This window comes from Streptomyces sp. NRRL S-118, assembly GCF_000716335.1.
Classification (GTDB): domain Bacteria; phylum Actinomycetota; class Actinomycetes; order Streptomycetales; family Streptomycetaceae; genus Streptomyces.
Genome location: NZ_KL591041.1, coordinates 12690 through 21608, shown reverse-complemented (window position 1 = coordinate 21608; position 8919 = coordinate 12690). Strand labels below are relative to the sequence as shown.

Genomic DNA, 8919 nt, shown 5'->3' with positions numbered 1-8919 from the left:
GCACCTGTGCCAGGGGTCGTGTACGCCGCATGAGCCCGATCACAGCGAGTGGAAGGGCAAGACGTGGTGGGTGCCGGGCGAGATGCATTCCGCGTCGCTGACCACCCCGTACACGTGGGACGCCTCGGTTGCCGGGAAGACCTACCTGTACAAGCCGGATGTGAAGATCGACGCGAACATTCTGCCTGCGGACGGCAAGATCCGCCCGTTCATGACCGGCTACCAGTGGTCATTGGACTACGACGCCGGCACGGAGGATCTCGACCAGATCCGATGCGACACCACCAACGCCGGGCCGGGCACGGGCTGTGTGTTCGTCAACCACGCGCCCACCTACATCTTCAACGCCAAGGCTTTCCCGCAGGCCGCGGCGCACGCCTGGCTGATCCAGAAGGCCACCCCCAAGCACCCGGGCTCGATGTCGGACCGGAAGCCCCTGTACTACATGGGCGACAGCGCGCAGAACTCCCGTAGCCGTAACCGGATCTGCCCCACCGGGTGGGCCACGGCGAACGGGGACGCCTCCGCCCTGGTCGACGCGGCCGACGCGCTGAACTGTGACGAGTTCGCGTTCGCCTCCTCCTACAACAGCGGCGGCATGTCCTCCGCTGAGGGCGGCCTGAACCCCGCCCTGCTCCCGGGCGGGACCACGCCGACGGGCGCGGCGTGTATTGGCACCTACGCCAAGAAGCACGGCAGCATGGTCCACCTGTTCTCCCTGAACGGCACCGACCCCACGTTCAGCGAGGTGTGCGGCCGGTCGGCTATCTCCGGCATGCACAACCAGGAATCCATGGGCAACCACTTCGCGACGTTCATGCGGGACATGCGCATCATGGACAAGGATGCGTACTGGCTGGACACGCGGATGGATGACGGCGGCACCTGCACGTACGGCATCGGCGGCGGTCAGCCGGTGATCTGCAAGCTGGCCGCGAAGTAACACCCCCGGCCTCCACGGCATTGGCCCCCACCCTGCGATCAGGGTGGGGGCCGGTCTCAGTTGCGCGGCAGACGATCAGGCCGGGGCGATGAGGACACCGGGAAGGTCACCGGCCTTCACGGCGTCCTGGTCGATGGCCACGCCCGTGTAGGCGCCCACGGCGGTGAACACCAGCTCGGGCAGGCGCTCGCCATGCTCCTCGAAGTACGCGACGACTTCGGCCTCACTAGCCTCAGGCATCGACGGGAACACCGCACCCGCCGCGGAGAGGGCGGCATCGAGAGCTGAGCCCTGCCCGGTGTCGGTGCCGAAGTCAGCCCGGTACGCGCAGGCACCGGGCGCATGGAGGATCAGGGCCGGAGGGCTGAAACGGTTGGCGGTCAGGCAGAGGATCTCTTCACCCTCGCGGGGAAGCATCGACTCGACCTTGCCTTGGTAGCCGGTCGCCCAGGTCGCCATGCCCCAGTCCTCCAGCACGTACGTCCACTCACCGCACGTGCCGTACATGGCGCGGTTGAGGTGGGGGGAGGGCTGGCCCGGCTGCCCGGCCGGTGCGCGCAGTTCCCTGCACGGGGTGCGCGCGGCTAGCTCGTCGAGGTCGGCACCCAGGTTGATGAGGAACTCGTCCGTCTCCACGCCTCGGGCCAGGGTCAGCGAGATGCCGCCGAGCATGCCAGGCACGGCCGATGGAGGGGTGTGGTGGTGTGCGCCTATCCACGCGATGCCGTCACTCATGCCGATCACAGTATCGGCCTGGTACTGGCGGCGGTCCTGGTCGTGGCAAGTGCCGGCACAAGGAATGCGGCCGGACGCGGCATTTCGCATCCTACGGAAGGACCGCCACGGTCAGCCCGTCCGCGCGGCACGCCGCCGCGCCCACCACGACAACCGCGGTGCGGTGGCCGCGTTGACGGCCCGGCCGAACGCCTCCAGGGCAGCCTCCAGGCGCGCGGTGTCCTCCACGTCGCTCAGGGCGTTCAGCAGCTGCTCCGTGGCGGTGACCACGGCCGGGTCGGAGCAGCGCATGAGCGGGGCGGCGGCGGTCGCGGCCCGGGCGAGCGGCTCCCGCACGGCGGCCGCGGTCTGCTTGCTCGCCGCCCGTTCCCGGCTCAGCAGCTCAGCCGCACGCCCGAAGCCCACCAGGCCGCTCTGCACGTCCGTTCCGCCAGCGATCCGGGCCCGGGCGGCGCCACCGGCGAAGGCGAGCACCGTCAGCAGGAACGTCCGGCCGCGCTCGGTCGGCCTCTCCCACAGCAGCCGGTTGGCGGCCGCCGCGCCCTGCAGTTCCATCACCGCCACCGTCATCGCATCCGCTGCACCCGCAGCGCCCCGACCTCCGCCTGCTGCTCCTGGCGGTTGCGGGCACGACTGGTCAGCCACGACGCCAGGACGGCAATGACCGCCCCGGAGACGAGCGTGCCGACCAGCTCGATCAACTTGTCCATCCCCGCAGGCTGGCCGTGCACCCGGCCCCACCGCCCGCTCGTTGCGCACCTGTCTCACAACGCAGACGCTCCTGTTGCCGAACACATCCGGCTGCGGGACGAGGACAATATCGGCCATCCCAAGCTGCGAATCGGGCAGTTCTGCCCATCAACGGCGTGTCCCCGAACCAGCACCGTGATGATCGGCGGCGCCGGTCCGGTTCAACCCCAGTTCTCGGAGGCAGCCGCCTGTGACCGAACCAATCACTCTCGCCGACGACCCTGACCTCGCCCATCTGATCGACCTGCTCGACATGCTGAGAGGGCCGGAGGTGACCTCCCTCTGGGGCGAGGGCGACCACAGCATCGGAAAGAAGTTCGCTTCCCGGCTCAGGCCCATCCTCAACGGCCACCCATGAGTCGGCGCTCGCCCTGCTCACCCGCCTGAACAGCGAGGTCCGCGACACCGCCCAGGCCGCCAGCAAGCGCGCCGAAGCCGCATACCCGGAGGACTGCGAGGCGGGCGCGGCGGTGGGGCCGTCGACCGGCACCCTGGCGCTCGGAGCACGCGCTGTACGAGGACTGGGTCGCGGCCGGTGACCCCCGCCAGGCGCTCCCAGGACGGGGCTGCCTTCGGGGAGTCGGGGTCGCGAAGGTAGGAGCGCAGGTAGCTGGGCCGGGAGGAAGTTCGCGGTGGCCAGACGCTCGATGAACGCGGTGCGTCCCTCGCCTGCTCGGGGCCGTGGCTGAATGGGTAGCTGTCTGATCGGCGTCCTGGTCGCCATTTGTCCCTCGCGTCGGCCAGCAGACGGGGGGCTCTGCGGCGACGTCGAGCGGGACGACCTCCAGGCTGTCCTGGGTGATCTGTTCGGTGCCGGTGAGGACCGCGTCGATCGCGGCTCCGCGGATCTGGTGGGAGAGGGCGCCGATCATGCCGCCGGTCCGTTTGTGCAGGAGACGATCGAGCTTGACCAGCGTTCCGGGAGTGTGGCGGTGCAAGCAGCAGCGGGGACCGGGTCGCGCTTAAGATCCGGAGCAGTCGCGCACGCAGGAGTTCGCGCCGCTCGCGGGTTCTCACCCCGTAGGTAAGTCCGCCGGCCGTCGTGGCGAGCGCCGCCGGGCCGCCGCACCCCGGCGCAGCTCGCCCTCCAGCTCACCGGCCACGCCCGCGCGCTTGCCGCCAACGTCCAGCGCCACGCTGCCGCCCTGCCGAAGAACGACAGCCGCAGCGCCCTCGCCGACGTCATTGTCCGCGAAGCCGCCGGCTGCCTCTCCCAGCCGATCGAGGAGATCGAGCAGCGCGGGCAGACTCTGCTGCTCGCCCTCGCAGACACACCGCGGCCCGGCCGCCGACGGGGATTGCGGGCCGGGCCGAGTGGGACGTGGGGTCAGAAGGGCATGTGGCCCCGCATGCGGCGGCCGGCCGAGCCACTCTTGCCGACCGCCTTCGAGCTGCTGCTGAACGGCTTGCTGAAGAGGCGGCCCAGCGGGCCGGGGGCCTTGCCGCCCGCGCGGGAACCCACGCCGAGGGTCTTCTGAGTACCGCGCTCGGGGTGCTTGGAGAGGCGGGGCGACGCGCTCGACAATCCCGACGGCGACGCTCTCTACCGCCGCCAGTACGCGCAGGCCGAAGCGGCGGACCAGCAGCGCCGCGCCGCTGAGCGGGAGGCACGGCGGCCGGTGTGCAAGCGGTGCGGGACGAAGTTCACCGACCAGCGCTGGGAAGAGACCACCGCGAGTACGGCCTGGAAGGCCGGGGACCTGTCGGTGTGCGGCACCTGCCACGCCGATGACGTCGCCCGTGAGGAAGCCGCCGCCGAAGCCGCCCGCCTCCGGGCCGCCACGCCACCGGAGCCGGAGCACGACCACGACCAGGAGGCGGGCAAGCTCCGCGGGCTGGTCCGCCGCCGCGGCTGACGTCACACGTCGACGCCGCCCCTCCCACCGGACACGGGGGAGAGGCGGCGTCGACGATGGGTGGCCCGGGTCAGGCCGGGGCGCCTCCTTCGCCAAGGCGGCCGTGCTCCGGCGCAGCGGACGGGGCGGCTAGCTGGTGTGTTCGTCGATCCAGGCCTGGGGGACCAAAGCGGCGCCGGTAGCCATGGGCAAGCCCAAGGCAAGCCCGGGCAAGCCGTCCCCGGACGGCGGCTTGCCCACCACCGCCGCGGCGCGCTGAGGTAGTGGGCAAGCCTGGCCGGACGCCCCGGCCGGGACCTGGGAGGGAGGGCGCGATGCACAGCTTCGAAACGGGCCAGGCGGTCGTACGGCGCGACGTGCACCGGACGGGCCGGGTGTGGAGCGAGCACGCCCTGCGCGTCGTCGCCGACACCAGCGAGGCGCTGGTGGCCGCCTGCTCGCCGGGAGCCGAGACCCGCTGGCCGGCCCTGTACGTCAAGGCCCGTACCGATGGCGACCGGTCGGTGCGTACGGTGGCGTTCGACGCGATGGCGACCGGCGTGTGGGATCTCGCGGACGCGGTGTGGCAGGAGACCGAGCTGCTGCTGTGGAAGCCGCCGGCGGCGTGGTTCAGCGTCAACGCCTTCTACGTCCCCGACGGCGACGGGCGCCGGCTGCGGAACTGGTACGTGAACTTCGAGCACCCCGCTCGCCGCACCTTGTACGGGTTCGACACCTTCGACCTCACCGTGGACCTGGTCGTCGACCCCGACCTCACCCGCTGGGAGTGGAAGGACGAAGACGAGTACGCGCACGTGCGGCGGCTCGGCATCGTCACCGACACCGAGCACCAGGCCGTGGACGCCGCCCGCGACGAGGTCCTCGCGATGCTCACCGAACGCTCCGGCCTGTTCGCGCACGCGGAGCGGTGGGCGGCCTGGCGCTGGGAGCCGGCCTGGCCCACACCGCGCCTGCCGCAGCCCGCTACGGGCGAGCAGAGGGTTGCACCGAAGGGCGGCTGAACCGTTGGCTGGACGGTTGTCTCCAGCGGGGGACCGAAGGCGTGACCGGACGTGGGAGCCGGGTGAATCGGACACCACTCGTTTCCGCAGGTCACCTCCCGTGGGCAAGCCGGTCACACACGCTGACACCTCTTTTCCACGCAGTAGCCGCGGGAAAGAGCAGGTCAGTGAAGTCACCAGCGAGATCACTGTCAAACGCTCCAGTTCCCCACGTGCCCATGCTTGTCTCCTGGTAGTCGCTGGTTGTGCTGGGCCAGCATTTCAGCAGGCGCTGACAACGCTTCACGCAGCGAGGAGTACTCGCCAGCGGATCAGGCGGAAGCCGGCACGGCTGAACATCTGGCGCTTGAGCATCACCCCTGCCGGGGCGGCGGGGTGTCGGCAGCCCCCACAGGACCGGCCCGGCGGATGTCGCTGAGTCGATCTGGGCGATCTTGGTTTCGGCGTCGGCGAGGCTGACGCGGAGCCCTCGATCTCCCCGAGCCAGCTCCGCCGGATCGCGATCCCTTCTCTGGGGGTCACCCTGCGGCTGTGAGCCCGGTTCTCGCGTTGATGCAGCTCAACGGCTGTGTAGCTGAGCGAATCCATCGCGACAGGTGTGGTGCGATCGCTCGATCGGGTGAGACGTTGAGTGTTTCGGGGGCCGCCGGCGCCTGCCCCGGGAGCATGGTGGAGTGCTGCGCCTTCTGCCCGGGCAGCGTCACCTACCGTGGCTGGCACCCTGTTCCTGAACAGGCAAGCCGGTCGGAGCTGATGGCCGGGATAAGTCCGAGAACCATGCTGAGGGGGTGCCCCGAGTTGGCGACACCCCCTGGAAACTGCTCTAGCCGATCAGCCATGTCAACAGCATCACGACCGTCCGCAGCACCATCAGCGCTGCCATGCCCTGCGGGCTGGCGAGCCCGCGACCGACCGCCCGCATGCGCCGCCGGATCTTCTCGCGCGGGCAGCGTGACGTCGTGCACTGCTGATGCTTCTTCGGCTTGCGCTTCGTGTGCCCCTGATGCTTCTTCCGCCTATTCATCGGCTCGCCTCCCAGTTGGGTTTGGGGGAGGTTTGAAATCCTCCGGCCCTACTTCGAGTGAAAAGGTGGCTGCGAATGGAAAGACAAAGCAGCGTGAAGAGTTGACGACCTTTGTCGAATATTCGTGTTGGAAAAACTGGGATGACAACCTTTGACAAGGATGGGCCATGCCTCACCCGAAAATTGATCCACCTTCCGAGGAGGAGCTTCCTCCTGGTCCGCTCCGTGACGTGACGCTCGAACTCCATGTCCTCTATCACGCTGCCGGGCGTCCTAGCTTGCGACGTATTGAGGGCGACATCAGGAAGACCGAGGGACTGCGGGATACGGTTACTTACGAGCTGATCCGCAGAATTCTTAAAGGGCAGGCGGGGCCAACGCGTTGGGAAAAAATTGATGCCATCGTTCGCGTGCTAGCTGCACGGGCCAACCCGCGGCGCGATCCTGACAGCGAGGCTGCCCGCTTTTTGCCGCTGTGGACCAAGGCTTTTGATCCAAACGGAGAGGTGCTGGTTGCTGCGGCCACCGAGGTCGTACCGAACGCTCGGCCTGACGGTCCCGTTGCCGAGCAAGACTCTGGCCTGTCTGATGATGGCGCGCCGGAGGATGGGTCTTCGGCGGCTGGCGTTCCGAAGGAAATCAGGAACGTGATGGCCTTGCTGCCACCAAAAGACCTGGTGTCCCTATATAGAAACCTCCTCGCTGAAGATAGAAATGGTGAGGCTTCTCAACTACTTGTCGCGATCGGGCGGCTGTGTGGCCCATACAAGCTGATCGAAGTAATTGAGGCACTTCGAATGAATCGTCTTCACGAAGAGGGGATTCTGGCCATGCGCAAGGCCGTCGAGAGCTGGAATATCTGGGACGTCGAGACTCTTGTACAGCTGTTCTGGAAGGAGCGGTGGGAAGTAGACGCACTGATCGAGGCCATTTCGGCTGTTCGGTCAGTTGAAGATGTTGTGCAAATTATCCGACTCATCCGCGATGTCTCTCCTCCTGAAGCCGATGCACTGAAGCGCAAATTCGACGAACTTCGAGATGCTGACCAAGTGGAGGAGCTGGAGGAAGCGCTGGATCGCCCAGTTAATCCCGCATTCCGGGATTAACTGGGCGATCAAGTGCTGCTACTCGTGCCCGTGGGGATGGGGGCGACATTGCCGGTATCCGCGTCCGCGTCACCGAAGGAAAGCGGCATAGAGCACTGGCCGCGCCGCGTCGTGCGGGAGTGCAAGGTTCCCCGTCCCGACCGTGGCGCTGGCGGCGGCCGCCGCACCGGCAGTGGCCATGATCCCGCGTGACGAGACCCTGCCCCGGATCGCCAAGTTGCTCGATGACAATCCGGCGATCACGCTCGCCGAGGTCGCCGACACCCTGGGCATCGCGAAGTTCCCCACCGCCCAGGCCGGACTTGCGCAGGTCCGCGGCCGGCACATCGCCGATCTGGTCGAGGGCGAGCCCAAGCTCACTCCGCTCGAGGCCGCCGAGCGCCTCGGCTACCCCACCGTCACCCGCCGCGGTGCCGCGTCGATCGCCGAGGCCGAGCTGCGGGTCCGCCGTGCCCGCCCGTACCTGCAGCAGGTGGCCGACGCCCTGGCCGATGCCTGGCAGCCGGGCAGCGAGGTAGACATGGAGCTGGCGATGGCGCAATACGCGGTCGAGACCCTGACCGCGACGCTGTTCTCCACGGACATCGGCCTGCCCGCGGTAGCGGCGGTCCGAGAACACCTGCCCGTGCTGCTGAAGAACCTGTTGGTGCGCGCCGTCTCGCCGAAGGCCTTGGACCGGCTACCGATCCGGGCCAACCGCGACTTCGAAACGGCCGCGAACGCGCTGCGCCAAGTGATCGACGGCGTCGTCACCACGGCCCGCCGGGACGGGCACACCGGCCATGGCGACCTTCTGTCCCTCCTGCTGGCCGCCCAGGACCCCGACAGTGGCAGGGGCCTGAGCGACGTCGAAGTCAGGGACGAGCTCAGCAACATCCTGTTCGCCGGCGTCGAGACCACGGCCGCCACACTCGCCTGGACCTTCCACGAGCTAGCTACGCACCCCGACGTCGAAAAGCAGGTCGTCGCAGAGCTCCGCGAAGTCGTCGGCGACCGCCCCGTCACGATCGAAGACGTCCCCCGCCTCACGGCGATCCGCCGCGTCCTGGACGAGGTGGTCCGGCTGCACGGTGTGACCCTGCTCATGCGCCGCACCATCGCACCCGTCGAGCTGGCCGGCGTGGAACTACCCGCAGGGACCGAGGTCGCGTTCAGCCTCTACGCCGTCCACCGCGACCCAGGCGTGTACGAGAACCCGGACCGGTTCGACCCCGACCGCTGGCTGCCCGAGCGGCAAGCCGCGGCCGGTATCGGCCGGGACACCTACCTGCCCTTCGGGGCAGGCAACCGCAAATGCATCGGTGACGCCTTCGTGTACACCGAGGCGACGATCGCATTGGCCACCTGGCTGGCGCACTGGCAGTTCACGCCCGCGTCCGGCCACACCCCGGCCGAAGTCGCCTCTGCCGTCGCACACGCCGACCGCATACCGATGATCGTGACGCCTCGTTGCTGATACGTCAGCGCTTGATGTGACCCAGAAGTCCCCGTTGTGTCGAAACAA

At 68.5% G+C, this 8919-nt stretch carries 10 protein-coding genes and 1 pseudogene; 6 read left to right on the top strand and 5 right to left on the bottom strand.

The features are described from left to right. Positions 1 to 943: pseudogene (locus IH00_RS0135465) on the top strand (Tat pathway signal protein); the annotation flags it as partial. Positions 944 to 1018: 75 nt separating this feature from the next. Here IH00_RS0135465 and IH00_RS0135460 read toward each other — a convergent pair. The 3 genes from IH00_RS0135460 to IH00_RS43120 form a co-directional block, all read right to left on the bottom strand. After that, positions 1019 to 1678, bottom strand: a complete 660-nt coding sequence (locus IH00_RS0135460) for a hypothetical protein (RefSeq protein WP_158828155.1) — start codon at positions 1676 to 1678, stop codon at positions 1019 to 1021. A 111-nt stretch (positions 1679 to 1789) separates the two neighbouring features. Beyond that, entirely contained in the window at positions 1790 to 2233 is a 444-nt protein-coding gene (locus tag IH00_RS0135455) for a hypothetical protein (RefSeq protein ID WP_158828153.1), read from the bottom strand. 11 nt (positions 2234 to 2244) lie between these two features. Then, entirely contained in the window at positions 2245 to 2388 is a 144-nt protein-coding gene (locus IH00_RS43120; RefSeq protein WP_158828151.1) for a hypothetical protein, read from the bottom strand. A 230-nt stretch (positions 2389 to 2618) separates the two neighbouring features. Here IH00_RS43120 and IH00_RS43115 point away from each other — a divergent pair, with 230 nt between their 5' ends. Beyond that, entirely contained in the window at positions 2619 to 2786 is a 168-nt protein-coding gene (locus IH00_RS43115) for a hypothetical protein (protein ID WP_158828149.1), read from the top strand. A gap of 969 nt (positions 2787 to 3755) precedes the next feature. Here IH00_RS43115 and IH00_RS0135435 read toward each other — a convergent pair. Then, positions 3756 to 3953 carry a DUF6411 family protein gene (locus tag IH00_RS0135435; RefSeq protein WP_052411896.1) on the bottom strand — a complete coding sequence of 66 codons (198 nt, stop codon included), beginning with the start codon at positions 3951 to 3953 and terminating at the stop codon, positions 3756 to 3758. On the opposite strand from IH00_RS0135435, the gene IH00_RS0135430 reads away from it, so the two are divergent. Next, a complete protein-coding gene (locus IH00_RS0135430) occupies positions 3925 to 4284 on the top strand; it encodes a hypothetical protein (RefSeq protein WP_031080503.1) in 360 nt (119 codons plus the stop codon). The genes IH00_RS0135435 and IH00_RS0135430 overlap by 29 nt on opposite strands. A gap of 314 nt (positions 4285 to 4598) precedes the next feature. Then, positions 4599 to 5285 (top strand): ribonuclease FAU-1 family protein, encoded by a 687-nt coding sequence (locus tag IH00_RS0135425; RefSeq protein WP_031080501.1) that lies wholly within the window; start codon positions 4599 to 4601, stop codon positions 5283 to 5285. 823 nt (positions 5286 to 6108) lie between these two features. On the opposite strand, the gene IH00_RS0135420 is transcribed toward IH00_RS0135425, so the two are convergent. Then, on the bottom strand, positions 6109 to 6309 hold the full coding sequence (locus IH00_RS0135420; protein WP_031080499.1) for a hypothetical protein: 201 nt from the start codon (positions 6307 to 6309) through the stop codon (positions 6109 to 6111). Between the two features lie 230 nt (positions 6310 to 6539). Between IH00_RS0135420 and IH00_RS43110 the strand changes: the two genes are divergently transcribed. Both IH00_RS43110 and IH00_RS0135410 read left to right on the top strand, forming a co-directional pair. Next, positions 6540 to 7415 (top strand): hypothetical protein, encoded by an 876-nt coding sequence (locus tag IH00_RS43110; RefSeq protein WP_158828147.1) that lies wholly within the window; start codon positions 6540 to 6542, stop codon positions 7413 to 7415. A gap of 142 nt (positions 7416 to 7557) precedes the next feature. Then, on the top strand, positions 7558 to 8871 hold the full coding sequence (locus IH00_RS0135410) for a cytochrome P450 (RefSeq protein WP_234335098.1): 1314 nt from the start codon (positions 7558 to 7560) through the stop codon (positions 8869 to 8871). The last annotated feature ends 48 nt before the right edge of the window (positions 8872 to 8919 follow it).

Bases quoted from the DNA above. Each gene is read 5' to 3' on its own strand.
- IH00_RS43120 (WP_158828151.1), bottom strand. From the start codon at position 2,388: ATGGACAAGTTGATCGAGCTGGTCGGCACGCTCGTCTCCGGGGCGGTC.
- IH00_RS0135460 (WP_158828155.1), bottom strand. From the start codon at position 1,678: ATGAGTGACGGCATCGCGTGGATAGGCGCACACCACCACACCCCTCCA.
- IH00_RS0135455 (WP_158828153.1), bottom strand. From the start codon at position 2,233: ATGGAACTGCAGGGCGCGGCGGCCGCCAACCGGCTGCTGTGGGAGAGG.
- IH00_RS0135420 (WP_031080499.1), bottom strand. From the start codon at position 6,309: ATGAATAGGCGGAAGAAGCATCAGGGGCACACGAAGCGCAAGCCGAAG.
- IH00_RS0135425 (WP_031080501.1), top strand. From the start codon at position 4,599: ATGCACAGCTTCGAAACGGGCCAGGCGGTCGTACGGCGCGACGTGCAC.